This is a genomic window from Streptomyces sp. NPDC101225, from assembly GCF_044767585.1.
Lineage (GTDB): Bacteria > Actinomycetota > Actinomycetes > Streptomycetales > Streptomycetaceae > Streptomyces.
Genome location: NZ_JBIWOE010000056.1, coordinates 14,194 through 38,451, shown reverse-complemented (window position 1 = coordinate 38,451; position 24,258 = coordinate 14,194). Strand labels below are relative to the sequence as shown.

The window sequence follows — 24,258 nt, the reverse complement described above, 5'->3', positions numbered from 1 at the left end:
GATCCACCGCACCTCCGCACCGCTCCCCCGGGATCGTGCGCAGACGATCGACCGGTGTGACAACGGGAGGAAGCTATCCGGGCGGCGCCCGCATCGTCTCGGTTTGAGGTTAACTGCCGGTTGTCGCCGTTTCGGTGGCTGAATGCCGACGCTGTTTGTCGTTTCCGCGTTGCCGAAGAGGCACCGGGCCTACCGCTTCCCGGCGGCACCGCGCAGCGGGTCGCGCCGGCTCCGTGGCGGTTCGACGAGGCGATCACCGGACAGCAGGGTGCCCGCCTGCTTGATGTGCCGCAGTACGGGTGAGACCTCCATGCTCTGCACGCCGGCCAGTGCCCCGATGCGATCCGATGTGCATTCGAACAGCTCGTCGAGGTCCCGGCAGTGCGCGACGGCGTGGAGGTTGCAGGGCCCGGAGACGGCCGCGGCGAAGGCGATCTCGCGTTCCTGCGCCAGCGCGCGGCCGACCTTCTTCACCGCCGAGGGATGCACGCGCAGCCACAGGTTCGCCCGGGCGTGATAGCCCAGAGCGGCCGCGGCGATCTCGACGTCGATGTGGACGACACGGCGCAGCAGCAGGACCTGAAGACGGCGCGAGACGCGTCCCGGGGTGGAGTCCGCCGCGGCGGCGAGGTCGACCAGGCCGGCGCGGCCGTCCGCGGCGAGAGATCGGCAGCACCCCCTCGACGCCCGCCTCGTCGGCAGCTACCCCGCGAACGATCTGGCGGTCATCCGCCTCGACACGCCACCGTCCGCCCTGCACCCGGCCGCCTTCGCCGACAGCGGGAAGGTGCAGGTCGGTCAGATGGTGCTCGCCATGGGCAATCCGCTGGGCCTGTCCAGCAGCGTCACACAGGGCATCGTCTCCGCCGTCGGCCGCACCGTCTCCGAGCCCGCCGAGAACGGCTCCACCGGCGCCACGATCCCGAACATGGTGCAGACCTCCGCCGCGATCAACCCGGGCAACAGCGGCGGCGCGCTGGTCAACCTCTCCAGCCAGGTGGTCGGTATCAACACCCTGGCCGCCGTGGACCGGGAACTGGGCGGCGGCGCCGCTCCGGGCATCGGCTTCGCCATCCCCAGTTCCACGGTCACCCGTATCGCCGACCAGCTCATCAAGAACGGCAAGGTCACCGACAGCGGCCGCGCCGCGCTCGGCGTCACCGTGCGGACCGTGCTCGACGCGAACTCCGCCCCGGCGGGTGTCGGCATCGTCGCCGTCGCCAAGGGCGGCGCCGCGGACAAGGCAGGACTGCGGCCCGGCGACATCATCACCAAGCTGGACGACACCATGATCACCGACACCCAGACCCTCGCCGAGACGCTGGCCACCAAGGCCCCCGGCGACCGGGTGACCCTCGGCTACTCCCGTGACGGGCACGCGCACACGGCCCGGGCCACCCTCGGCGCGCTCGGCGGTTCCTGACCGCCCCGCCCGCGCCCGCCCTCACTCGCCCTCACCCGGCCGGACTCCCCTCCGTACGAGACGAAGACCATCTCCGTACGAGACGGGGACCATCAACTGCCGGACGGGGACGGGCGGTTCACCGTCCGTCGTCGGGCACCGGCCGCCGCTGGGGCACGTCGTCCCGCTGGTAGGACTTCCGCTTGTGCCGGACGAAGGCCTCACCGATGGTGCCCACGAACATGCCGAGCGAGCCGACGACGAACAGCCACAGGGCGACCCGTTCCAGGCTGGGGAACAGGAAGAACACGCTGCCGACCAGGAAGGTCGTGTTGCCGATGCCCCCGATCACCAGATGGATGAACGGGAAGTCCTGCAGCAGGTAACGCTCAAGGCGGGCTGTCAAGCCTGCTCCTCTCCGTACGGCGCCGGTGTCACTGGTGAAGGAGTGGCCTGATGACCGCCGGGCAAACCCGGCCGCGCGCAATCGTCTCCGCGCGAGCGGACCCGGACCCTCCGGCGTGCCCGGACGGCCCGGTCAACCTGCCCGGCGATCCGGGGCGTGGGCCGCAACGGCGGTCCCTTCCGGCTCTGCACGCCTCGGGGCGTCACCGCTCGTCGCGCAGCCGGCTCGCCAGCGACGTCAGCGGCTCGGTCTCCTCGGTGTGGCCCAGAGCCGTGAGGCGGGAGATCGCCGCGTCCAGGCGGGTGAGGGCGGGGGCCGGGCGTTCGAGAGAGAGGCCTTCCACCGCGCCGGCGAGGCGGACGCACTCGGTCCACTCACCCACGCGGTCGTCCTGCGGTCCCGGCTCACCGAGCAGGGTGAGGGCCTTGTCCAGGGCGGCCAGCGCGTCCTCGTACCGGCCGCCGTAGGCGTTGACCCGGCCGTGTTCGTAGGCCAGCGCCGTGTCCAGCGAACGGCCACGGGCCTCGTACGCGGCGACGCGGGCCTCGTCGGCGATCCGGCCCGCGTCCGCGAGGAGGGCGAGGGCGTCGGCGAGACCGTCGGCGCCCCGCTGCTGGGCGTTGAGCCGGGCGAGTTCGCGCAGGGAGCTGCTGAGCTGCTCGTAGCGCGGCGCCTCGGCGTGGGCGGCGATCGCCTGGTCCACGGCCTCGCGGGCCTGGGCGAACTCACCGGACTCACCGAGGAGTACGGCCGTCTCCGCGGCGATCATGGCGTGGCTGCCCGGGTCGTCCTCCCAGCCGGCCGACTCGGCCGCGAGCGCGGCGAACTCCGCCGTCGCGGCCTTGAGGTCGTCGCCCACGTGCAGCGCACGGGCCCGGGTCAGGCGCAGCTGGGCGGTGAGCCGGTCGTCCAACTCCCCGGAGGCCACGTCCGGTTCGGCCAGCAGGGAGTCGAGCAGCGCAATGCAGTCCTCGACGTGGCCGAGGTCGAGGCTGAGCTGGGCCGCGTTGCTGTACGTGCAGAAGGCGTCCGTACGGCTGCCCCTGCGCAGTTCCAGTTCGGCGGAGCGCGTCAGATGCCGCAGTGCCTCCTCGGCGCGGCCCAGGCGGACGCAGGCCTCGGCCAGATCTCCGTGGAGGCGGGCGGCGTCGGTCCCGTCGCCGGGCCATTCGGCGGCCAGGCGGAGTCCTTCGGTCAGCGAGTCGTGGGCGGCCTGCGCCTGCATGAGGCCCAGTTGGAGGCGGCCGCGCAGGGCGAGGGTACGCGGCAGGTGCCAGGCGGGTCCGTCCGCCGTGAGCCCCTCCAGCAGGGCGTCGATCTCGGTGACCGCGGCAGGCAGGTCACCGGAGAGGGCGAAGGTGCTGCACCGAAGCAGCAGGGCGCCGGAGACCTGCCCGGCGATCTCGTGCCGGGTGGCGAACTCGTGCAGCAGGTCCACCTCGGCCGCGACGGGGGCGACATGCTCCTCGGCCCGCGACGCCTGCAGCCGCAGCCCGAGCACGGTCGCTCGCAGCCGCAGCAGCCGGGCCTCCTGGTGCGGCGTGAGACCGGACGTCTCCTCGTGGAGGCGGACCATGGACGCGTACGCGGCGCTCAGCGCCGCCGTCTTCGCCTCGGTCGCGTCGGCGTCGGCGGAAGGGATCTCGGCCGTGGCGAGCAGGGCCGAGGCGCGGGCGAGCGCGGCGTGTCCCGGCTCTCCGGCGTCGTCGTAGAGCCCCGCGGCCTCCTCGTGCAGGGCGGCGGCGACGCCGAACGCGTCCCGCTCCCCCGCCCTGTGCGCCTCCTCGGACAGCAGGTCCGCGCGCAGTCGCGCGAGCGGGCCGACCGCCGGGTCGTCGGGGTGGTCGTAGTCGGGGGCGGCGACCAGCGTGTCCAGCCGCGTCCAGCAGGCCCGGGCGTCCGGGTGTCCCTCGTCGTTCAGCGTCCGTGCCCGGACGACGAGTTCGGGCAGCGACTCGGGGACGGCGCCGGAAGCGGGAGCGGCGGCGGGCACGGCGGCGGGTGCCACGTCGTCGAGGCAGCGCGGACGGAGCGTCAGCTCCAGCGCGTCCAGCAGCGGGGCGCGTTCGAGGCGGGCCCTGCGGCGGTCGCCGTGCACGGAGGTGCCGTTGCGGTCGTCGAAGCGGGCGGCGAGTGCGTCGGCGCGGTCCCCCACCTCGGCGCGCAGCGCGGCCACCGTCCAGGTGCGGCCCGGATGTCCGGCGGCCGGCAGGTCACCGTGGCCGAGGAGTTCGACGCGCCGGAGGAGGACCTCCACCCCGGTGAGGAAGCTGAGCAGGTCCAGCGGCGAGTCGACCTCGCTGAACAGATTGCGGTTCTCGGCGAGCAGTTCCAGGCCGCGCGCCTCGTTGCCGGTCAGGGCGCAGAACTCCAGGTGCCGGCCGACCTCCCCGGACATCGAGGGGTTGCGGCGGCAGCCGCGGTACCCGGCGAGGTGCAGCTGCCGCGCCTGGTCGGTACGGCCGGTGCGCAGCAGCGGCAGCAGTGCGTACGAGACCGTACGGGCGGGCTCCTCCTGGCAGGACTCCTTCCCGGCCAGGACGGGCTCCCAGGCGCGCAGTGCCCTCTCGTCGTCGCCTGCGGCAAGGTGGTACAGCGCCCGCTCGCAGATCTCGCAGGCCTCGCAGTCGCTGAGCCTGGTGCGGGTCCGCCCCGCCCACAGCTCGAAGGCGAGATCGGTGTCCTCGCCGATGTGTGCGGCGAGTTGGTAGGCCTGTCCGTAGTAGGGCTGGAGGCCCAGGCCGGCCTTCTCGTACCGGTCGCGCATCTCCGTCAGCCACTGGCGCAGGCTGGGAAGCGGTATCTCGGGCAGCGCGCGCAGGGCGTTCGCCACCCACTTGAACCGCCAGAACAGCAGGTGGCGCAGTCGCTCGTCGAAGACGTCGGGCTGCTCGTCGAAGAGGGTGAGCAGACGGGCGAAGACGACGGGCGATTTACGGGGTTCGGAGCCGTAGGTGTATGCCTCCTGGAGCTCCAGGAGGGCATGCACGAGCGGGACGGGCTCGGCGAACTGCTCAGCGGCTTCGACGAGTTCCTCGGCGACGACGGTGCGGGTGCGCCCGTAGGGGCGCTGGTCGTTCGCCTCGAGCGCCTGGTACAGCTCGTCGGTGGTCTGGGGTGCGGTCGGCATCGTCAGCTGTCCTTGCGGAGGGCGTGGGCGAGAAGGTCGAGGAAGGAGCGGTTGATGAGGCTCGACTCGGCGGGTCTGAGCGGGCGCCGCGACAGCATCGCGGCCTGCCCGTAGAGGGCTTCGGCGCTGGTGCGGGCCAGTTCGGGCTCGTAGATGGCGACGGCGGTGCGGACCAGCGGGTTGAGCTGGTTGAGGATCAGCTGGGCCCGCGGGGCCTCCTGGCGCAGATGGCCGAGGATGTCGCCCCACAGGCCGCCCTGCTGCTCACGGGCGAGCTGGGACCGGGTGCGCTCGTGCCGTGCCTCGCGGCTGTCGAGGAGCAGCGCGGGGGCCGAGGCGGGCTGGAAGGTGCGCAGCGCGACGTCGCAGTCGAAGACGGCGAGGGCGTCACGGGCCTGGGCGAGGTAGGCCGCGGCGGCCAGTTCCGTCTCCCGGTCGACGGGGTCGAGATGGGCCGTGAGCGTCGCCGGGTCGAGGTCGGCGACGCTGGTCCCGGGTCTGATCTCCGGCAGCCGGTGGACCAGTTCGCGGTCGTAGGTGTAGCCGCCGTTGACGACACCGAGCCCGGCGGCCGAGGCGATCGCCGCGACCTGCCGGAACTCCTCCACGCTGGAGGTCACGAGCACGGTGGGGTGGGTGCGCGCGAACTCGTCCAGGGTGGCGTGTCCGGCGGTGGTCTCGAACGGCAGCCAGGGCAGCAGCATCCGCAGGATCTCGTCGTCGTGCACCGCGAGCGACTTCACGGCCAGGTGGTGGGCCTGCAGGAAGCGGCCGAGCAGGTCGGGGTCGCTGGCGGCGGTGCGGGCGATCCACGCGCGCAGGCGTTCCGCGAGGGCGTCGCGAACGGCGGCGAGGGTGTCGTCCTCGTACAGGGCCTCGCGGGACGCCGTCGGGCGCAGACTCTCGGCGTCGACGACGCAGCGGACGAAGAAGGCCCACTCGGGCAGGATCTCCTCCGCCTGCTCGGACAGCAGCATGCCCTTGACGTGCACCCGGTGGCCGTGCCGGCGCCCGGCCGGTACGGCCTCGGGCAGCACGCACGCGATGCCCTTCAGCCCCACCGCCGGAAGGTCCAGTTCGACGGTGTCCAGCGGGGTGAACCCGAAGACGTCCTCGCCGTACGCGGCCAGCGCCCGGGAACGTGCCCCCGGTGTCGGGTGGTCGCGCGCCCAGGGCGCGGGCTCCGGGTTGACGGGTGCGCCCGTGCCGCCCGTGCCGTCGTCGAAGGTCACCGGGTGACGCAGCAGGGAGCCGAAGTGCCGTGCCAGTGCGTGCACCTGGGCCGGGCGGGTCCACTCGCCGGCGTCGGCGCGCGGTGTCAGGGTGACGGTGGTGCCGGTCCGGGGATGCGCGGAGGCGGGCAGGGTGCGGACGGTGTAGCTGCCGTCGCCGCGTCCGCGCCACTCCACGACGGGTGCGTCGGGGGTGCGGGCGGAGCGGCTCAGGACGTGGATCTCGTCCGCGACCAGGAAGCAGGAGAGCAGGCCGATGCCGAACTGGCCGATGAAGTCGGCGCGTTGTTCGGCGATGCGGTCGGCGCGCTTGCTGCTGCGGCCGATCGTGGCGAGGAAGGTGTGCACGTCGGCCTCGGTGAGTCCGACACCGTCGTCCTCGATGCGGACCGCCGAGCCGTCGGCGTACAGGCGGATGCCGAACGCGCCTGCGGGAGCGGCCGGTTCGAGCCCGTGCCGGGCGGTCAGCGCGTCCACCGCGTTCTGGAGGAGTTCGCGCAGATAGACGCGGGGGCTGGAGTAGAGGTGGTGGGAGAGGAGGTCGACGAGGCCGCGCAGATCCACCTGGAAGGTGCGGTCGGTGCCGGGCGGGGTGTCGGGCAGAGTCACGGGGCAGTCCGGGGTGGGGTGTTCGGGGCGGACGGGCGGGGTGTTCCGGGGAACACGTGAAGTGGCGGCGGGCTCAGGCGTCGCGCCGGGCGCGGGTGTACATCTTTTCCGGCTGCGCCACGTACTCCCAGGGCCACGAGGTGTACGCCCCGCCGAGCTCGCGGAAGACGCGCCGCAGCGCGATGTGCTCGGAGGCCAACGACAAGGCCATGGCGAAGATGTTGAAGTCCTGCTGCCAGCCCGGGCGTCGCTCGTAGGCGGGATGCAGGATGCTGTGCTCGGCCGCCTGCAGCAACTCGTCCTGGATCTCCGCGGTGACGAGGCAGTTCTCGCTCTCCGACTCCACCCAGTCCTCGATGTGGGCCATGGCGATCACGCAGCCGAGAGGGTGGCCCTCGGGCGCGCCGGCGAAGGCCTCGCGGGCGAACGCCAGGGCCTGGCCCGGCTCTCCGTTCCACCGGGGCTGGAGGTAGGACACCCACGCGACGTGGGTCTCCAGGTCCAGCGGCGCGCGGCGCAGGGCGGCGCCGAGCCGGGTCTCGTTGACCGCGGGGCCCAGCGACATGCCGCGGCCGGAGGTGAGGAGACTGCGCCAGGGGGAGACCCATTCGGGCCGCAACTCCGCTGCCTCCAGGAGCTGTTCCTCGGCGATGTGGAGCCGCTCGTGGAAGACGCGCCACTGTTCCCGGGTGACGTTCACGGCGCGGTCGGAGGTGCGCGCCTCCCAGCCCCAGACGATGTGGCGCGCCCCGGACACCAGCAGGGCCGTCGCCCGGTGTTCCTCGTCCTGTGCGACGGCCCGGCCGATCCAGTCCTGCAGACCCTCGACGTGGGCCAGTTCACCGAGGATCTGGTGGTCGCGGCCGAGGTCGAAGGGTGCCGCGGCCGCCTTGACCGCCTCCCAGTCACCCGCTTCCGCCGCCTCCACCAGCGCCAGCACCCGCGTGTCCCCGAGCGCGCGCAGCGGGTACACGCCGTTCCTCCTGACCGGCGCGGGCACGGCGTGCGGATCCGCCTCCGGTCTCTGCCCGCCCCTGCCGAACAGCTTGCCGAACATGCCGCCCCTCCCCTGGTCCCGCTTGATCGTCGGACGCAGCATAAGCGGTCCCACCGACAGCGCTTCCACAGGGTTTTCACGGGGACTTCGCGCGTTCGTCGCATGCCCTGCCCCCGCGCCCCCGCCAGGGCACAGGGGCTCATGTCCGGGCGATGCCCGGCCTCCTCACCGTCAGCCCTCGGCGACCCTGACGATCGTCCTGCCGGGGACGCGCCGCCCTGGGGCGAAGGCGGCGGCCGCCTCGGACAGCGGAAGGACCGCGCCGACGTGCACCTTGAGCCGTCCCTCCCTGACCCGCTGCGCCAGATCGGCCAGGCGGGAGCGGTCGGGTTCCACCACGAAGAACACCGCGCGTCCGTCCTTGGGCCGGACGGTGGGTGGCTGGGCGATCGTGACGAGCGTGCCGCCGGCGCGTACCAGCCCGGCCGACCTGTCGAGGACGTCGCCGCCGATCACGTCGAACACCACGTCGACCTCTCCGGCCTCGTCCAGCCGGCCGGCCTCCAGGTCCAGGAACGCGTGCGCCCCCAGGGCGAGCACGGTCTCCCGGTCGGCGGCCCGTCCGGTGCCGATCACGCGGGCGCCCGCCTCCAGGGCCAGCTGGAGGGCGATCGATCCGACGCCGCCCGCGGCCCCGTGGATCAGGACGGTCTGGCCGCTCATGATCCGCGCGTGGTCGAACAGGCCCTGCCAGGCGGTCAGCCCGGAGATCGGCAGGGCGGCGGCCACCGTGTGGTCGACGTCCGCGGGCAGCGGGGCGAGGTTGCGGGCCTCCACGGCGACGAACTCGGCCAGGGAGCCGTTGCGGGCCCAGTCGGTCGGCCCGAAGACGCGCTGGCCGACCGTGAGGCCGGTGGTGCCGAATCCGAGGTCCGCCACGACGCCCGAGACCTCGTGCCCGGGCACGCTCGGTGTGCGGTCGCGGCCGGCCCGGTCGGTCCAGCTGGCGGGCCAGTCGAGCTCTCCACGGGTGAAGCCCGCGGCGTGCACCCGCACGACGACGTCGTTCTCTGAGGCATGCGGGTACGGCAGATCGGTCAGGGTCAGTCCGGTGACTCCGGCGTCACGGTCCGGTGCGGTGATGGCTCGCATCATTCGTCCTCGGCGATCTTGCTCGGCGATTCTTGCTCGGTGTGGAGCGGCGGTGCGCCTGCTCTCCACAGTGCCGACCGTCCGGTGTTCCCCGCCACCCGGGCGGCGGTCATCCCTGGCGCGAGTGCAGATGGCTGTGCGAGACCTCCGGCGGGCACGACTCGGCGTCGCCGCGGCGGTGGCGCCGCCAGTCGTGGACGGCGAGGGCGAGCGAGCACGCGATGGGGCCGATGCCCAGGCCCACGGCGGTGGCGACGGCGGCGTGGTAGTGGGCTCCGGAGCCCAGTACGACGTAGAAGACGCCGGGCAGGGCGGCCGTGCCGATCGAGCCGCCCAGGCGTTGCCCGGTCTGCAGGGCGCCACCCGCCGCGCCCGCCATGCGCACCGGTACGTCCCTCAGGGTCATGGTGATGTTCGGGGAGATGACGCAGCCGCTGCCCAGGCCGCCGAGGAACAGGACGGGCACGGTGAGCCAGGTGGCCACATGGGCGGGCGCCAGCAGCAGGATCAGGGCGGTGCCGCCCAGGCCGAGTGTGACACCGACCAGGCCGCACACCGTCAGCAGCCTGCCCAGCCGGTCCACGAGCCGGCCCGACACGGCCGCCGCACAGGCCGATCCGATGGCGAATGGCGTCACCGCGAGTCCCGAGCGCAGCGGCGAGTAGCCCAGGCCGTTCTGGAAGAACAGCGCGAACACCAGCCACACACCGCTGAAGCCGACGAAGTACAGCGTGCCGAGGGCGGCGCCGACGGCGTAGCCGCGGGTGGTCGTCACCAGCCGCGGGTCCAGCAGCGGCCCGCCCGCGCGCGCCGCGACGCGGCGCTCCCAGCGGACGAAGCCGTACAGGAAGGCCACACTCACCGGGAAGAGCCACCACAGGCGCCGTACGCCGCCGGACTCGGCCATCACCAGCGGCAGCATCATGGCGAGCACCCCGCACCCGAGAAGGGCGACCCCGCCCAGGTCGAGGCGTTCCCGGCGGCCCGGGCTCGTCCTGGGCAGCAGCCGGAGGCCCAGCAGCAGGGCGACGGCACCGACCGGCACGTTGACGTAGAAGATCCAGCGCCAGCCCTGAGGGCCGTCGGCGACGGCGAGGATGAGGCCGCCCGCGATCGGGCCCACCGCGCTGGAGATGCCCACGACCGCGCCGAACAGGCCGAAGGCGCGGCCGCGTTCGGCTCCGCGGAACATCTGCTGGATGAGGGCGGAGTTCTGCGGGGCCAGGCACCCCGCGGCGACGCCCTGGGCGAGGCGGGCGACCACCAGGAGCGTGATGTCGGGCGCCGCGCCCGCCGCCGCACTGCACAGCACGAAGGCGGCGAGGGCGAGCAGGAAGATACGGCGCCTGCCGACCGCGTCGCCGATCCGGCCGGCGGTCACCAGGACCAGCGCGAAGCTGAGGGCGTAGCCGGTCACCACCCATTGGATTGCGGGTGCCGACGCGTGGAGGTCGCGCTGCATGGACGGGAGCGCGACCGACACGATCGTCACGTCCAGCAGGCTCATGAAGCCGGCCACCAGTGTGACCCACAGCGCCTTCCACCGCCGGGGGTCGGTTCCGTCCTCCGCCTGTGTCGGCACCGTTCCTCCTTCGCCTGACCCCCGGACCTGATTCCATCAGGAATTCGGCCCTTTGTCCGGCTTGCCGCGTGCGCTCGTCAGAACTTCGGCGCCGGTGCCTGGCTCTCCACCATGTGAGCGGCCTCCTCGGGTGTGGCGACGGACGGCGGCGAGCCGTCCAGCGGCCGGCGGGCCGTCTCCCGCGTGCAGGCCACGGCGACCACGCCGACGACGGCCGCGACCATGACGTAGAAGGCCGGCATGAGCTCGTTCCCGGTCGCGGAGATCAGCGCGGTGATGACGAAGGGCGTGGTGCCGCCGAACACGGAGACCGCGATGTTGTAGCCGATGGACAGGGAGCCGTAGCGGACCTGCGTCGGGAACAGCGCCGGCAGCGTCGCGGACATGGTGCCGAGCAGGCACACCAGCGACAGCCCCAGCATCAGCATCGCGACCGACACCGCCACCAGACTGCCCTGCCTGACCAGCAGGAACGCGGGGACGGACAGCACGAGGAAGCCCAGCATGCCGCCCATCAGCAGGGGCTTGCGGCCGAACCTGTCGCTCCACCGGCCCACATGGTTGACGATCAGCATCAGCACCACCATGGTGCCGATCAGCACGAGCAGGCCATGGGTGTCGGAGTAGCCCATCTCGTCCGACAGGTACGTCGGCATGTACGACAGCAGCATGTAGTCGGCGATGTTGTAGGCGCCGACGAGGCAGATGCACAGGATCAGCGTCGGCCAGTAGTCACGGAAGATCTTCGCGACGTCCCCGGTGCCGCTGGTCTCGACCGTGGACGCGGCGTCGGAGGCCCGGTGGAGGGAGCCGTCCTCCAGCTTCCGGAAGGCGGGCGTCTCGTCCAGCCGGAGCCGCAGATACAGGCCGATGAGGCCGATGGGGCCGGCCACCAGGAACGGCACGCGCCAGCCCCACTGCTCCATGGCGCCGCTGTCCAGCGCCGAGGTCAGGATCGTCACCAGGCCGGCCGCGCCGACGTATCCGGCGAGGGTTCCCAGTTCGAGGAAGCTGCCGTAGAAGCCACGGCGCAGGTCGGGCGCGTACTCGGCGATGAAGGTGGAGGCGCCGCCGTACTCGCCGCCGGTGGAGAAACCCTGGACGAGCCGGAAGAGGATCAGCAGGACCGGCGACCAGAAGCCGATGGTGGCGTACGAGGGGAGCAGCCCGATCGCGAAGGTGCCCAGCGCCATCAGGATCATGGTCAGGGCGAGGACCTGCTTACGGCCGATCTTGTCGCCCATCGGGCCGAAGACCACGCCACCCAGGGGGCGGACGAAGAACGCCACCGCGAAGGTCGCGAAGGACGACAGCAGCTGGACGGTGTCGTTGCCGGACGGGAAGAAGACATGGCCGATGGTGACCGCGAGATAGCTGTAGATCCCGAAGTCGAACCATTCCATGGCGTTGCCGAGCGAGGCCGCCTTCACCGCCCTTTTGACGGCCGCCTCGTCGGTGACGGTGATGTCGGTGCGGCGCAGCGGTGGATTCCTGCGCCGCCGGACGGCTCTGAACAGGACGCGATGACGCCTGACCGCCACCGGGTCCGCCTCGGCGGTGAGGAAACCGGACTCGCTGTCGGTCATGGGCGCGCTCCTTTCGGCCGGGCAAGGATTGCCGGAAGATCGTCTGCTCGCCGACGGCTCTCGCAAACCAGGCCGGTGGTGGAGGACGGCCGCGGCGCCGCACCGAGTACCCAGGACGAACGGGCGGGACGCCTTTCATGATCCGGTTTCCTGATCCGGGGACCGGCAGGGGCGGGCTCCGGAACCGCCCGGCCCCGGGCTCCCCGGCCTTGAGCCCGGAGCACGGGTCCGCTCACGCCCCGTCATATTACTGAACCGTAACCTTCCGGGTGCTACCTCCGGTAACACCCTCGCGGGTACCGTCCTGACACTTCGTCTAAGAGCTCCACGGGCGGGGGCACGGTGGGACGACCGTGGCTCCGCTCCGTCGGCCGCTCCCCCACCGGCCTGGCCCCACCAGGCCGTCAGCCGACCGAGCCGCAGGTCGACGGCTCGGCCTCCCCTACCCCGGAGGTCCGTCATGCCCGCATCCGCCCGCATACTGGCCGTCGCCGTCACGACCGCCGCGTGCCTCGGCGGCACGGCGCTGCCCGCGAGCGCGGCGCCGCAGACCGACGCAGTGGTCTCCCGAGGTGTCACGATCCCGGATTTCTACACGCCGCCCGCCGCGCTGCCCGCCGCCGACGGCGCCCTGGTGCGCAGCGAACCGCTCCCCCTGGCGCTGAGCCTGCCGGGCGTCGGCGGTCCGCTGCCCGGCGCCGCGACCCGCCTGATGTACAAGTCCACCGACTCCAACGGTGCGCCGATGGCCGTCACCGGCGCCTACATCGAGCCCGCCGCCACCTGGCACGGACCGGGCGACCGGCCGCTCGTCGCCCTGGCGCCCGGCACCATGGGCCAGGGCGACCAGTGCGCCGCCTCCCTCAACCTGGAACACCCCCTGACCGTCAACGGCCGGACGGTGTCCATCGGTTACGAGGACCTGGCGATCTACCGGCTGCTGGCCAGGGGCATCGCCGTGGTCGTCACCGACTACTCCGGCCTGGGCACGACGGACCGGCTGCACACCTACGTCAACCGGGTGGACGAGGGCCACGCGGTGCTCGACGCCGTCCGTGCCGCGCGCTCGCTCGACGGCACGTCGATCACGCCCGCCTCACGTGTGGGCCTGTTCGGGTACAGCCAGGGGGGCGGCGCCACCGCGTCCGCCGCCGAGCTCCAGCCCGGCTACGCTCCCGACATCACCCTCTCCGGAACCTACTCGGGCGCTCCGCCGGCCGATCTGGTCCAGGTCACCAAGGCCATCGACGGCAGCGAACTGGCGGGCGCCCTGGGCTGGTCGGTCAACGGGTTCCTGGAGTCCGACCCCGCCCTGAGGCCGATCGCCGACGCCCATCTCAACGCGGCGGGCAAGGCAGCGCTCCAGGACCTGTCGACCATGTGCGTGGGCGACGCGCTCTTCTCCTACGGCGGTTCGCACAGCACCGGTTGGACCACCGACGGCCGGACCATCAGCGACATCATCCGGTCCGAGCCCGCCCTCACGGACTTCCTGGCCAAGCAGCGCATCGGCACCATGAAGCCCGCGTCACCGGTACGGCTGGCCACCGGCACCAGCGACAACCTCGTACCGCACGCGCAGGCCCGCCGTCTCGCCGTCGACTGGTGCGCCAAGGGAGCCGACGTGACCTACAAGCCCGTCGCGCTGCCGAGCCTGGGCAGCGCCCTGATCAACCACTTCGCACCGCTGCTCACCGACCAGGGCGACGCCATCTCCTGGCTGGCCGACCGCTTCGAGGCCAAGCCCGCACACTCCAACTGCTCCGCGCTGCCCGGCCTGTCCTGACCGCGGCGGCGGGCCGGCGGGCACGTTCGCCCGCCGGCCCGCCGCCCGGCAGTTCCATGACGACGGCCACGGCGGCCACGGCGGCGGCTACGCGGCCAGGGCCTCGCCCGCATGCGCCGCCACCGCCTCACGGTCGGCGCGGTACTGCTCCATGAGCAGATCCGCCGTACTCAAGGCCTGCTCCACGGTGCGGGAGGCCGTCATGACACACAGCGTGTAGGTCACGTCCTCCAGGACGCGGCTGCTACGGCCGGTGGGACACACGTCGTGCTCGATCCGCGCCTGGGCGAACTGGGCCAGCACCGCACGCAGTTCCTTCTCCGCCGGCACCATCATGGCGATTCCCCTCTCCAGCACAGCACAGCTCGCGCGCGGGCAGACGCCACCGCGAGAATCCAGGGTTCATCAGTGGCGTCATCGTCACTGGGCGACGCCGAGCGGCGTCGGACACACCCCCAACTGCCCCACCGTGCGGGATACATACCTTCACAGGCCAAACATCCACCACATGGCGCAACGACGGCCGCCGTCCACATACCGCGGCCCCGAGGCGATCGAAGCACTCGGGGCCGCGTCTGCGCGTTGCGGGAGTGAAGGGCGGTCGCCTGCGCGGCGAAAGGCGATGCAGGGCTTCAGCCGGACGATCTTCCCTGCACGCGAGAGGTGAGGCCCGGGGACACTGTCCCCTCCACTCCCACGCCGGTGGTAACGCCGCCGCCCGGCCGGGCATTCCCGCCCCCGGGCACGCGGTCACACGCCGGGGCCGTCCGCGTCGGCGTCGCCCCCGGTGCGCCGTGCGTCGCGCTGGTGGCCACGGCGCGCGTCGCGGTCGAAGATGCCCAGGATCTCGCAGGGACCGCCTTCCGTCCCGATCGCGTGCGGCAGCATCGTCGGGAATTCGGCGGCCTGATGGGTCTCGACGCGGTAGCGGCGGTTGCCCAGCATCAGGATCGCGGTGCCGGACAGGACGACGAGCCATTCGCGGCCCGGGTGCGCGCGCATGCGGGCGGGACGGTCCGGCGGCGGTTCCGTCATGCGCTGGCGCACGACGCTCATCCCGGGGTCGGCCTTGATGCTCCAGCGCATCAGCCCGTGCGCGGCGTCGATCACGGGACTGCTGACGACGTAGTCGGACGCGGTCTCCACCAGCTGGTCCAGGGACGTGTCCAGGGCCCGGGCCAGGGTGACCAGCTGGTCCAGGGCCAGGCGCCGCTGCCCGTTCTCGATGCGGGACAGCGTCGACTGACTGACCTTGGCGCGGGCGGCCAGCTCCTCCAGGGACCAGCCCTGCGCCACCCGCAGGGCGCGGATCCGTTTGCGTACGAGGCCGTCCAGCTCGCCATCATCTTGCGTCATGGGCAACATGATATGCCCGATCGGCAACACCGGGCTACCTTCGACCGCACACGCTCAGGCCGTGTCCCCTTCGACAGGCCGTGTCCCGCCGCCCGAGAGGAATCCAGAGGCATCCATGAGTACGAACCAGCCCGCACCCGCGGCCGCCGACCACGCCGACGGCGCACCTGACGCACGCCGGCTGCGCACCATCCTGATCGCCGTCTGCGTCGCCCTGGCGGCGGTCGTCGCGTCGGTGTCCGGACTGAACGTCGCCCAGCCCGACCTGGCCGTCGAGTTCGGCGCCTCGCAGAACACGATCCTGTGGATCATCAACATCTATACGCTCACCCTCTCCGCGCTGCTGCTGCCGCTCGGCGCCGTCGGCGACCGTCTCGGCCGCAAGCCCATGCTGATCACCGGTCTGGTCGTCTTCGGCGTCGCCGGCACGGTGGCCGGACTCGCCCCGTCGGCAGGCGTCATGCTCGGCGCGCGCGTGCTCAGCGGCGTCGGCGCGGCGATGATCATGCCCATCACCCTCGCCGTGATCACGTCCACCTTCCCCGAGCAGGAGCGCGGCAAGGCGATCGGTGTCTGGACCGGGGTCGCCGGGGGCGGCGGCATCCTGGGCATGTTCCTCTCGGCCGCCCTCGTGGACACCGCCGGCTGGCGCTACCTGTTCGTCCTGCCCGTCGTGCTGGTCGTCGTGGCGCTCGCGCTGGCCCTGCGTGCCGTGCCCAACTCCCGCGAGCACCTGGGCCATTCCTTCGACGCCGTCGGAGCACTGGCCTCCGCGCTCGCCGTCGTCGGCCTCATCCTCGTCCTGCAGGAGGGCCCCGAGCGCGGCTGGAGCGCCCCCGTCACGCTGATCAGCCTCGCCGTCGGGATCGTCGCCGCCGGCTGGTTCGTGGCCTGGGAACTGCGCCGCCGGGACGCCTCCTTGCTGGACGTGCGCCTGTTCCGTGAGCGCGGACTGGCCGGCGGATCGATCACACTGCTGGTCGTCTTCGGTGTCCAGGCCGGGATCTTCGTGGTCCTCTTCCCCTTCTTCCAGGCCGTCCTGGGCTGGTCGGGACTGCTGTCCACGCTCGCGCTGATGCCCATGGCCGTGGCGATGATGGCATCCTCCGGGCTGGCCCCCCGGCTCGCCGCGCGCATCCACGCACGCTCAACCATGGCCGTGGGCATCGCGCTGGCGGGGGCCGGCCTGGCCCTGATGGCCCTGGTCGTCTCGGTCGACGGCGGATATCCGTCGATCCTGCCCGGCATGCTCGCCATGGGCGTCGGCATGGGCCTGTCCATGACACCGTCCACCGAGGCCATCACCGGCTCCCTGCCGCGAGAACGCCAGGGTGTCGCCTCCGCCCTCAACGACGTCACCCGCGAGTTCGGCACCGCCCTCGGCGTCGCCCTGCTGGGCTCGCTGCTGTCCGCCGGATATCGCCGCGCCATCGACGGCAGGCTCGACGGCGTCCCCCGGCGCACCGCGGACACCGCACGCGAGGGCGTCGCCAACGCCCTCGAGGCGGCCCCCGGGGCGGGCTCCCACGCACGGCAACTGGTGCGTGCCGCACAGCAGTCCTTCGTCGAGGGCTGGCAGCAGGCCATGTGGGCGGGCGTGGCGGTCATGGGCGCCCTGTTGCTCCTCGTCCTCCTCCGCGGCCCCGAGGACACCGGCCCGGCGACCGCGGCCGACACGGGCACGGACCCGGACGCCGAAGCCGCCGGGGCCCTGTCGACCCACTGACCCGGACACGGCCGGGGGCACTGCCACCTCTCTGCCGCGGACGCCGCCCGCACCCTCCCGCCCCGCCGGCGCCGAGGCAGTGACGCCTCGGCGGCCGGTACTCGGCACGGCACCCTCTCAGGTCTCCCGCTCCGGTGCGTACGCCTCGGCCGACAGCCCGAACGTCCAGGCCACGCCCGCCTTCGCCGTCCGGGTCGAGGGCGGTACCCGCAGCCAGTAGGTGCGCCGGGTCCCGTCCGGTTCCGGGGTGGAGTTGAGCACCTCCACCATCACCACCGGCTCGTCCTCGGCCAGGTCGATCCGCCACAGGGTGCCCGTCTCGTCCTGGTGCACCGGACGGGCGCCCGAGTCGGCGAGATAACGGTCGTAGCCGTAGTACTCCAGCATCACGCGCCGCAGTTCGGCGTTCTCCTCGGAGCGGATCCGCTCCGGTGTGAGCGTGCGCAGTTCGGCGAGGAAGGCCGCCGGCACGGGCATGCCGCGCCAGGCGTGCAGGGCGAAGCCGTCGGGGTAGGCGAGCGCCGGGCCGTCGCCGTGGTCCAGACGTCCGGCCTCGTCGCGGTGCAGCTCCACGGGCCGCTCCGACAGGACCGCGACGCGGGCGAAGGGCCACCACCAGCCGGCGCTGCGGCACACCTGGGCCAGTGCCCCGAGCGGACCCTCGTCCGCCGCGAACGCGGCGAGCCACGGCGCGTCGTGCTGGCCGAGTACGGCGTCCAGGAGGAGCAGGCGGACCTGCGCGGCCTCCTTTCCCGTGTCCCGGCCGGCCAGCTCCTCGATGACGCCGGCGCGTATGCGGTCCACGAGCGCCTGGGTCGACTCCCACAGCCTTCCCGCCGTCGCCGCCCAGTGCGCGGACCAGCCCGCGGCCCCCAACTCGCCGTGCAGTCTGCGTCTTTCAGCCGCCCACGGCGCGCTGCGGACCGCGTCCCGCACGCTCGGGCCCCGGTCCGCCAGTCCGCGGACCAGGCTGACGGCCGCCCGCGGCGAACCCGCCCAGACCACCCGCTCCGGCTCCGCGAGACCCGCCAGCCGGTAGGCCCGCCGGACGCCCTCCTCGGCGGCCGTGCGATCGGCGGGACCGGTCGCGGACGCCCATGCGCGCCACTGTCCCAGCTCGCCCCAGAAGCCGCTGGCCACCGCGGCCGCCTCGATGTCCGTCACACTCATGTGCCCTTCCGTTCCTCGCTGTTCGGTCGGCCGGGATCCGCGTCAGTCCGCCACGATCCGCACGGAGCCGGGCACGTACTCACGCTGCCGGACCACCCGGAACCATCCCTTGGGCAGCGCGATCGCCGCATGCTCCTCGTGCACCACCCGGCCGCCCTGGGGCAGGTGCAGCAGCAGGGGCCCGAACGGTCCCGGCTCCCGCACCAACTCCCCCGGCCCGACGACCGCGTGGGCGTGTCCCGTCACCTCGCCCAGCGCCAGCACCAGCCGGCCCCGCGCGTCGCGCCGCTCCCTCGGGCCGTCCGCCGCACGGGCCGGCACCGCCCCCTCCGCGACCGGCACGATCAGCACGTCTCCCTGTCGGTACATGGCTGTCCCCTCACCGCCGGGTGCGCCACGCACCGGCCTCATGACCACGACCGTAGGGTCCACCACTGACAACGCCTCCATTCCCGCCCCGCCGGGGGGTGTTGTCAGTGGCTGTTGGTAGAACTGCGGACATCACGGACCGCACACTCTTCCTCCTCAGGAGCAGCCGTATGACCATCGGTGACCACCTGCACACGCTGTACCGGCTGCCCGCGCACACGTTTCCGGGACCGGACGGGCGGACCGACGGCCTGCCCGAGGCGGACGCCGTCGCCTGGCGGATCACCAGCGACGTGTACGACGCCGACGAGGAGTGGCCGGAGGCGTTCGCCCGTTTCTGCGCCGCCGTCGAGACCACGCGGGTACGGGCGCTGATCGTCGGGGCCTGGCAGGAGGCCTACGACGCCGGCCCCTCCTCCGTCATCGAGGCCCTGCTCGCCGCCCGGGAGCGTTTCCCCGCCCTGCGCGCGCTCTTCCTCGGCGACATGGTGATGGAGGAGTGCGAGATCTCCTGGATCAACCAAGCCGACGTCACCCCGCTCCTGGCCGGTTTCCCCGCCCTGGAGGAGTTCGGCGTGCGCGGCGGGTCGGGGCTGGGGTTCACCGCGCTGAGCCACGGCGCACTGCGCACCCTCGTGGTGGAGACCGGTGGGCTGCCGGTCGAGGTGGTGCGCGGCATCGGCGCGAGTGACCTGCCCGTCCTGGAACACCTCGACCTGTGGCTCGGCACGCCGGACTACGGCGGCGACAGCGAGGCCGCCGACCTGGAGCCGATCCTGTCGGGAGCGCGGCTGCCGCGCCTGCGTCATCTGGCCCTGCGCAACAGCGAGATGCAGGACGCGGTCGCCGCGGCCGTCGCCGCCGCCCCGGTCGTGAACCGCCTCGACGTGCTCGACCTGTCCATGGGCGTACTGACCGACGAGGGCGCCGCAGCGCTCCTGAGCGGTCAGCCCCTCACCCATCTCAAGAAGCTCGACCTGCACCACCATTACCTCAGCAAGCCGGTCGAGGAGCGCGTGCGGCGGACTCTGGAGCCCGCGGGCGTGGAGGTCGACCTCGACCGCGACGACGCGGAGGAGGACACCGAGGACGACGGCACGGTCTGGCGCTACGTCGCCGTGGGCGAATGATCACCTCCCCCCTGGCTCGACCGGCCTCCCCCGGCGGACCGCGGTTCGCCGTGGTCGGCAATCCGGACAACCGCCGGGTGTCGCTCTTCGCGGACGCGGTGCGCGCGGCCGGCCTGCCCGGACCGCGCGTGGTCGCCTGGACGGACGTCCTGCGCGAGAAGGGGGCCGGCTTCGCGCCGGACGAGATCGTGCGGATCGACTCCCCCGGCGAGAATCGCGAGGTCGACCGGCTGCTGCGGGACACCCCCGATCCCACCCGGGTCGAGGGCTCGGCCCGCTGGTACGCCCGCTTCACCACCGCACTGCGCACGCTGCGCGGCGGCATCCGCCTCGACGACACCGGCGATCTCGCCGTGCTCTTCGACAAACGCGTCTGCCATGCCGTGCTCGACGCGGCGGGCGTCCCGGTGCCCGCCTCGCCCACCTCGGGTCCCGGCGGCGCGCCGGTACGCGGCTGGGACGACGTACGGACGCTGATGCGCGAGCACCGCATGCCGCGGCTGTTCGTCAAGCCGGCCCACGGGTCGTCGGCGTCGGGGGTCCTGGCCGTCGAGGCGGCCGGGGGCGGCCGGATCAGGGCCACCACCTCGGTCGAACGCGCCGCGGACGGCCGCCTGCACAACTCCCTCCGGGTGCGGCGCTACGGCAGTGAGCGGGACATCGCCGCCATCGTCGACGCGCTGGCACCCGACGGACTGCACCTGGAACGCTGGGTGCCCAAGGCCTCCCAGCGGGGCCGGGCCGCCGACCTGCGCGTGGTCGTGGTGGCCGGCCGGGCCACGCACGCCGTGGTCCGCACCAGCCGTACGCCTCTGACCAACCTGCACCTCGGGGGCAGCCGCGGCGACCTCGCCTCCGCCCGCGACGCGGTGGCCGCGGCGGGCGCCCGCTGGCCGGACCTGCTGGAGGTGTGCGAGCGCGCCGCGTCCTGCTTCCCGCGCACCCTGTGCGTCGGCGTGGACCTGCTGCCGGCCGTGGGCTGGCGCAGGTCCTTCGTCGGCGAGGTCAACGCCTTCGGCGACCTGCTGCCCCGGCTGACCGGCCTGCCCGGCAGCGGCGCCGAGGGCCAGGACACGTACGCCGCCCAGGTGACGGCCGCGCTGCGCCGAACCGCCCGGCCCGCTCCACCCGTACAGAACAGGAACACCCCATGCCTGAACCCGACATGAACGAGGTCGTGGGCCACGACGACATCCTTCTGGTCACCCTCGACACGCTGCGCCACGACGTGGCGGCCGAGCTGGCGGCGGCCGGGCGCATCCCGCATCTCGCCCGCCACCTGCCCGGCGGCCGCTGGGAGAAGCGCCACGCGCCGGGCAGCTTCACCTACGCCGCGCACCAGGCGATCTTCGCGGGCTTCCTGCCCACCCCGGCCGAACCCGGGCCGCACCCAAGGCTGTTCGCGGCGCGCTTCGCCGGCAGCGAGACCACCGCCGACGGCACGTTCGTCTACGGCACCCCGGAGTTCGTCTCCGGGCTCGCCGAGGCCGGCTACCGCACCGTCTGCGTCGGAGGCGTGGGCTTCTTCAACAAGCAGGGCCCGCTGGGCACCGTGCTGCCCGGCCTGTTCCAGGAGTCCCACTGGGAGCGGGAGTTCGGCGTCACCTCGCCGCACTCCTTCGAGCACCAGATCGCCCGCGCCGAGCAGGTGGTGGCCGGACTCCCGCCGCGGCAGCGGCTGTTCCTCTTCGTGAACGTCTCCGCGCTGCACCAGCCCAACTGGTTCCACCTGCCCGGCGCGACCCGCGAGGCCGGTGACACCCGCGAGACGCACGCCGCCGCTCTGGAGTACGTCGACCGGCACATCGGCCGGCTCTTCTCCGCCATGAGCTCCCGGCGCCGCTGTTTCGCGATCGTCTGCTCCGACCACGGCACCGCCTACGGCGACGACGGCTACACCGGCCACCGCCTCGGCCACGAGTCCGTGTGGACCGTGCCGTACGCCCACTTCTTCCTCGACCCCGCCGAGGCCGTCCGATGACCACCGCGCAGCTCACCGGCCCGTACCAGCACTACGTGTACGCCTACCCGCACAAGACGGCCTACCGCCGGCTGCCCGACCGGCCCGCGCTGCGGTCCCTGTGGGCGGCGGAGGACAAGAGCGCCCTCTCCCTCTACCTGCACATACCCTTCTGCGAGGTCCGCTGCGGCTTCTGCAACCTCTTCACCCGCATCGGCGCCCCGCAGGGCCTGACGGGCGCCTACCTCGACGCCCTCGAACGGCAGGCGGACGCCGTGCGCGAGGCGCTCGGGGAGACGGGCCCGGTGCGGTTCGCCACCGCCGCGTTCGGCGGCGGCACCCCCACCTTCCTCACCGCGGCCGAGCTGGAACGCCTCTGCGACATCGCCGAACTCCGCATGGGCGCCGGTCTCCGCGCGATCCCGCTCTCCGTCGAGGCCTCGCCCGCCACGGCCACCGCCGACCGCCTCGCCGTGCTGGCCGGGCGCGGCACCACCCGGCTCAGCCTCGGCGTCCAGAGCTTCGTCGACACCGAGGCCAGGGCCGCCGTACGCCCGCAGCGCCGCGCCGACGTCGAGGCCGCGCTGGCCCGGATCAGGGACGCGGCCATCCCGGTCCTCAACATCGACCTGATCTACGGCATCGACGGCCAGACGGAGCAGACCTGGCTCCGCTCCCTGGACGCCGCCCTCGCCTGGCAGCCCGAGGAGCTCTACCTCTACCCGCTCTACGTCCGGCCCCTGACCGGCCTCGACCGCCGCCGCACCGCGCCGGGCCCCGACCCGGCCTGGGACGCCCAGCGGCTGCGCCTGTACCGCGCGGGCCGCGACCACCTCCTCGCACGGGGCTACACCCAGCAGTCGATGCGGATGTTCCGCCGGGCGGACGCCCCGCCGCAGGGAGCGGACGACCACGCCTGCCAGACCGACGGAATGATCGGCCTGGGCTGCGGCGCCCGGTCGTACACCGCCGCGGTGCACTACTCCTTCGACTACGCGGTCGGCATGCACGAGATCCGCGGGATCGTCGACGACTACGTGGCCACCACCGACTTCGCGCACGCCGAGGTCGGCTACCGCATGGACGCGCACGAGGCGCGCCGCCGCCATCTGCTCCAGTCCCTCCTCCAGGCCGAGGGGCTGGCCGTCGACGACTACCGTGCCCGCTTCGGCGCCGAACCCCTCGACGACTTCGGCACCGAACTGCTGCGTCTGGCCGACCGCGGCTGGCTGGACCCCGCCGGCTCCGCGCGCCTGCGGCTCACCCCGCGGGGACTCGCCCACTCCGACGCCATCGGCCCCGAGCTGTTCTCCCCCGCCGTCCGGGCGGCCATGGCCGCCTACGAGAGGAAGTGACCGGCCCGTCATGGATCTGACCGTCCTCTACCGCGGTCCGCTCGCCTCCTGCGACTACGACTGCCCGTACTGCCCGTTCGCCAAGCGACGCGACTCGACCGCCCGACTCCGCGCCGACCGGGCCGCCCTGGAGCGCTTCGCGCGGTGGGCCCGGCACAGCGAGGACCAGCTCTCGCTGCTGTTCACACCATGGGGCGAGGGCCTGGTCCGCTCCTGGTACCGGCGTACCCTCGCGGAGCTGTCGCACCTGCCGCACATCCGCCGGGTCGCCATCCAGACCAACCTCAGCTGCCGCACCGACTGGCTCGCCGAGGCCGACCCCGGCAGCCTCGCCCTGTGGTGCACGTACCACCCGGGCCAGACCCCCTACGACCGCTTCCTCGCCAAGTGCCGCGCGCTCACCGAGCGCGGCATCCGCTTCAGCGTCGGCGTCGTGGGCCTGCCCGAGCACCTGGCGGCGGCCCGCCGGCTCCGCGCCGACCTGCCCGAGCACGTCTACCTGTGGATCAACGCCGCCGAAGGACACACCTACCAGGACACCGAGGCCGGCGCATGGACCGCCCTCGACCCCCTCTTCCCGTACAGCCGCCACCCGCACGCGAGCGGCGGCCTGCCCTGCCGTACCGGCGAGTCCGTGATCTCGGTGGACGGTGACGGCACGGTCCGCCGCTGCCACTTCGTCCGCGCCGAACTGGGCAACCTCTACGACGGCTCGTACCGCGCCGCCCTGCGCCCCCGCGCGTGCCCGCTCACGGTCTGCGACTGCCACATCGGCTACGTCCACCTGGAGACGCTGCCGCTGTACGACGTCTTCGCGGGCGGTGTCCTGGAGCGTGTCCCGGCCCGGCCTGTCAGGGTCCTGGCAGGATGACGGCATGGAACGTGTGCTTGGAATCGGCGGATACTTCCTGCGGGCGGCCGACCCCGCGGCGCTGAGCGCCTGGTACCGGGACTGCCTCGGACTGGACACCGACGACCACGGCCTGTGGCATCAGGAGACCGGGCCGACGGTGTTCGCCGCCTTCGCGTCCGAGACCGACTACTTCGGCTCCCGCGACCAGCAGACCATGCTCAACTTCCGCGTCCGCGACCTGGACGCGATGCTCGCGCAGCTGCGGGCGAAGGGGGCGGACGTGGCGGAGGAGACGCAGGAGATGGACGGCGTCGGGCGGTTCGGCTGGGTCACCGATCCGGAGGGCCGTCGGATCGAGCTGTGGCAACCGGCCTGAGCGCGTCCTCGGTCCGTCCGTCCGTGGTGCGTCCATGGTCCGTCCCGGGCGCGAGCTGAGCATGCCCTGAGCACGGCGAAG

The 24,258-nt window shown here is 73.0% G+C and carries 20 protein-coding genes and 1 pseudogene; 9 read left to right on the top strand and 12 right to left on the bottom strand.

What is annotated here, in order from left to right:
- Positions 1 to 189: 189 nt before the first annotated feature.
- Positions 190 to 489, bottom strand: coding sequence for an Lrp/AsnC family transcriptional regulator (locus ACIRPX_RS41685; protein ID WP_404205314.1), 300 nt, complete (start codon positions 487 to 489; stop codon positions 190 to 192).
- Between the two features lie 190 nt (positions 490 to 679).
- On the opposite strand from ACIRPX_RS41685, the pseudogene ACIRPX_RS41680 reads away from it, so the two are divergent.
- Positions 680 to 1,423: pseudogene (locus ACIRPX_RS41680) on the top strand (S1C family serine protease); the annotation flags it as partial.
- Between the two features lie 118 nt (positions 1,424 to 1,541).
- Here the strand turns inward: ACIRPX_RS41680 and ACIRPX_RS41675 are convergent.
- The 7 genes from ACIRPX_RS41675 to ACIRPX_RS41645 form a co-directional block, all read right to left on the bottom strand.
- Positions 1,542 to 1,808, bottom strand: coding sequence for a YrhK family protein (locus ACIRPX_RS41675; RefSeq protein WP_404205313.1), 267 nt, complete (start codon positions 1,806 to 1,808; stop codon positions 1,542 to 1,544).
- A gap of 202 nt (positions 1,809 to 2,010) precedes the next feature.
- Complete coding sequence (locus ACIRPX_RS41670; RefSeq protein WP_404205312.1) at positions 2,011 to 4,938, bottom strand: hypothetical protein; 2,928 nt, start codon at positions 4,936 to 4,938, stop codon at positions 2,011 to 2,013.
- A 2-nt stretch (positions 4,939 to 4,940) separates the two neighbouring features.
- Positions 4,941 to 6,779 (bottom strand): HSP90 family protein, encoded by a 1,839-nt coding sequence (locus ACIRPX_RS41665; RefSeq protein ID WP_404205311.1) that lies wholly within the window; start codon positions 6,777 to 6,779, stop codon positions 4,941 to 4,943.
- 73 nt (positions 6,780 to 6,852) lie between these two features.
- The gene (locus ACIRPX_RS41660; protein ID WP_404205310.1) at positions 6,853 to 7,836 is read right to left on the bottom strand and encodes a hypothetical protein; all 984 of its coding nucleotides are present in this window, start codon (positions 7,834 to 7,836) and stop codon (positions 6,853 to 6,855) included.
- Between the two features lie 171 nt (positions 7,837 to 8,007).
- A complete protein-coding gene (locus ACIRPX_RS41655) occupies positions 8,008 to 8,928 on the bottom strand; it encodes an NADP-dependent oxidoreductase (protein WP_404205325.1) in 921 nt (306 codons plus the stop codon).
- A gap of 109 nt (positions 8,929 to 9,037) precedes the next feature.
- Positions 9,038 to 10,510 carry an MFS transporter gene (locus ACIRPX_RS41650; protein ID WP_404205309.1) on the bottom strand — a complete coding sequence of 491 codons (1,473 nt, stop codon included), beginning with the start codon at positions 10,508 to 10,510 and terminating at the stop codon, positions 9,038 to 9,040.
- A gap of 77 nt (positions 10,511 to 10,587) precedes the next feature.
- A complete protein-coding gene (locus ACIRPX_RS41645; RefSeq protein WP_404205308.1) occupies positions 10,588 to 12,096 on the bottom strand; it encodes an MFS transporter in 1,509 nt (502 codons plus the stop codon).
- Between the two features lie 460 nt (positions 12,097 to 12,556).
- Here ACIRPX_RS41645 and ACIRPX_RS41640 point away from each other — a divergent pair, with 460 nt between their 5' ends.
- Complete coding sequence (locus ACIRPX_RS41640) at positions 12,557 to 13,882, top strand: lipase family protein (RefSeq protein WP_404205307.1); 1,326 nt, start codon at positions 12,557 to 12,559, stop codon at positions 13,880 to 13,882.
- Positions 13,883 to 13,969: 87 nt separating this feature from the next.
- Here ACIRPX_RS41640 and ACIRPX_RS41635 read toward each other — a convergent pair whose 3' ends face one another.
- Together ACIRPX_RS41635 and ACIRPX_RS41630 are read right to left on the bottom strand one after the other, a co-directional pair.
- Entirely contained in the window at positions 13,970 to 14,218 is a 249-nt protein-coding gene (locus ACIRPX_RS41635; protein ID WP_404205306.1) for a DUF5133 domain-containing protein, read from the bottom strand.
- A gap of 414 nt (positions 14,219 to 14,632) precedes the next feature.
- Complete coding sequence (locus ACIRPX_RS41630) at positions 14,633 to 15,238, bottom strand: helix-turn-helix domain-containing protein (RefSeq protein ID WP_404205305.1); 606 nt, start codon at positions 15,236 to 15,238, stop codon at positions 14,633 to 14,635.
- A 115-nt stretch (positions 15,239 to 15,353) separates the two neighbouring features.
- Between ACIRPX_RS41630 and ACIRPX_RS41625 the strand changes: the two genes are divergently transcribed.
- Positions 15,354 to 16,964, top strand: coding sequence for an MFS transporter (locus tag ACIRPX_RS41625; protein WP_404205304.1), 1,611 nt, complete (start codon positions 15,354 to 15,356; stop codon positions 16,962 to 16,964).
- Between the two features lie 117 nt (positions 16,965 to 17,081).
- Here ACIRPX_RS41625 and ACIRPX_RS41620 read toward each other — a convergent pair whose 3' ends face one another.
- Complete coding sequence (locus ACIRPX_RS41620) at positions 17,082 to 18,134, bottom strand: DUF6745 domain-containing protein (RefSeq protein ID WP_404205303.1); 1,053 nt, start codon at positions 18,132 to 18,134, stop codon at positions 17,082 to 17,084.
- Between the two features lie 42 nt (positions 18,135 to 18,176).
- Positions 18,177 to 18,503 (bottom strand): hypothetical protein, encoded by a 327-nt coding sequence (locus ACIRPX_RS41615; RefSeq protein WP_404205302.1) that lies wholly within the window; start codon positions 18,501 to 18,503, stop codon positions 18,177 to 18,179.
- Between the two features lie 170 nt (positions 18,504 to 18,673).
- On the opposite strand from ACIRPX_RS41615, the gene ACIRPX_RS41610 reads away from it, so the two are divergent.
- From ACIRPX_RS41610 to ACIRPX_RS41585, 6 genes are read left to right on the top strand one after another with little or no spacing between them, the layout of a single operon-like run.
- On the top strand, positions 18,674 to 19,633 hold the full coding sequence (locus ACIRPX_RS41610) for an STM4015 family protein (RefSeq protein ID WP_404205301.1): 960 nt from the start codon (positions 18,674 to 18,676) through the stop codon (positions 19,631 to 19,633).
- Entirely contained in the window at positions 19,630 to 20,802 is a 1,173-nt protein-coding gene (locus ACIRPX_RS41605; protein WP_404205300.1) for an STM4014 family protein, read from the top strand. The genes ACIRPX_RS41610 and ACIRPX_RS41605 overlap by 4 nt, the downstream gene beginning before the upstream one ends.
- Positions 20,799 to 21,614, top strand: a complete 816-nt coding sequence (locus ACIRPX_RS41600; protein ID WP_404205324.1) for an STM4013/SEN3800 family hydrolase — start codon at positions 20,799 to 20,801, stop codon at positions 21,612 to 21,614. The genes ACIRPX_RS41605 and ACIRPX_RS41600 overlap by 4 nt, the downstream gene beginning before the upstream one ends.
- A complete protein-coding gene (locus tag ACIRPX_RS41595; protein ID WP_404205299.1) occupies positions 21,611 to 22,948 on the top strand; it encodes an STM4012 family radical SAM protein in 1,338 nt (445 codons plus the stop codon). Before ACIRPX_RS41600 ends, ACIRPX_RS41595 begins: the two co-directional genes overlap by 4 nt.
- A 10-nt stretch (positions 22,949 to 22,958) precedes the next feature.
- Positions 22,959 to 23,819 carry an STM4011 family radical SAM protein gene (locus ACIRPX_RS41590; RefSeq protein WP_404205298.1) on the top strand — a complete coding sequence of 287 codons (861 nt, stop codon included), beginning with the start codon at positions 22,959 to 22,961 and terminating at the stop codon, positions 23,817 to 23,819.
- 4 nt (positions 23,820 to 23,823) lie between these two features.
- The gene (locus ACIRPX_RS41585; RefSeq protein ID WP_404205297.1) at positions 23,824 to 24,177 is read left to right on the top strand and encodes a VOC family protein; all 354 of its coding nucleotides are present in this window, start codon (positions 23,824 to 23,826) and stop codon (positions 24,175 to 24,177) included.
- Positions 24,178 to 24,258 lie beyond the last annotated feature (81 nt).